At 52.9% G+C, this 1,417-nt stretch carries 1 rRNA gene; it reads right to left on the bottom strand.

Going from position 1 to position 1,417, the window contains the following annotated elements:
• Nucleotides 1–19: 19 nt before the first annotated feature.
• Nucleotides 20–1,417: ribosomal RNA gene (locus tag ACM6I0_RS18945) — 23S ribosomal RNA — on the bottom strand; the annotation flags it as partial.

Below are 1,417 nucleotides of genomic sequence, written 5' to 3'. Positions count from 1 at the left end.
CAAATTGCTTGGGTGTTATATGGTCAAGCCTCACGGGCAATTAGTATTGGTTAGCTCAACGCCTCACAGCGCTTACACACCCAACCTATCAACGTCGTAGTCTTCGACGGCCCTTCAGGGGACTCAAGGTCCCAGTGAGATCTCATCTTGAGGCTAGTTTCCCGCTTAGATGCTTTCAGCGGTTATCTATTCCGAACATAGCTACCCGGCAATGCCACTGGCGTGACAACCGGAACACCAGAGGTTCGTCCACTCCGGTCCTCTCGTACTAGGAGCAGCCCCTCTCAAATCTCAAACGTCCACGGCAGATAGGGACCGAACTGTCTCACGACGTTCTAAACCCAGCTCGCGTACCACTTTAAATGGCGAACAGCCATACCCTTGGGACCGGCTTCAGCCCCAGGATGTGATGAGCCGACATCGAGGTGCCAAACACCGCCGTCGATATGAACTCTTGGGCGGTATCAGCCTGTTATCCCCGGAGTACCTTTTATCCGTTGAGCGATGGCCCTTCCATACAGAACCACCGGATCACTAAGACCTACTTTCGTACCTGCTCGACGTGTCTGTCTCGCAGTCAAGCGCGCTTTTGCCTTTATACTCTACGACCGATTTCCGACCGGTCTGAGCGCACCTTCGTACTCCTCCGTTACTCTTTAGGAGGAGACCGCCCCAGTCAAACTACCCACCATACACTGTCCTCGATCCGGATAACGGACCTGAGTTAGAACCTCAAAGTTGCCAGGGTGGTATTTCAAGGTTGGCTCCACGCGAACTGGCGTCCACGCTTCAAAGCCTCCCACCTATCCTACACAAGCAAATTCAAAGTCCAGTGCAAAGCTATAGTAAAGGTTCACGGGGTCTTTCCGTCTAGCCGCGGATACACTGCATCTTCACAGCGATTTCAATTTCACTGAGTCTCGGGTGGAGACAGCGCCGCCATCGTTACGCCATTCGTGCAGGTCGGAACTTACCCGACAAGGAATTTCGCTACCTTAGGACCGTTATAGTTACGGCCGCCGTTTACCGGGGCTTCGATCAAGAGCTTCGCGTTAGCTAACCCCATCAATTAACCTTCCGGCACCGGGCAGGCGTCACACCCTATACGTCCACTTTCGTGTTTGCAGAGTGCTGTGTTTTTAATAAACAGTCGCAGCGGCCTGGTATCTTCGACCGGCATGGGCTTACGCAGTAAATGCTTCACCCTCACCGGCGCACCTTCTCCCGAAGTTACGGTGCCATTTTGCCTAGTTCCTTCACCCGAGTTCTCTCAAGCGCCTTGGTATTCTCTACCCAACCACCTGTGTCGGTTTGGGGTACGGTTCCTGGTTACCTGAAGCTTAGAAGCTTTTCTTGGAAGCATGGCATCAACCACTTCGTGTTCTAAAAGAACACTCGTCATCAGCTCTCGGCCTTA

The organism is Pseudomonas sp. IT-P294, from assembly GCF_949767865.1.
In the GTDB taxonomy this organism is placed as follows: Bacteria; Pseudomonadota; Gammaproteobacteria; order Pseudomonadales; family Pseudomonadaceae; genus Aquipseudomonas.
This window is presented reverse-complemented; position numbering and strand designations above follow the sequence as displayed.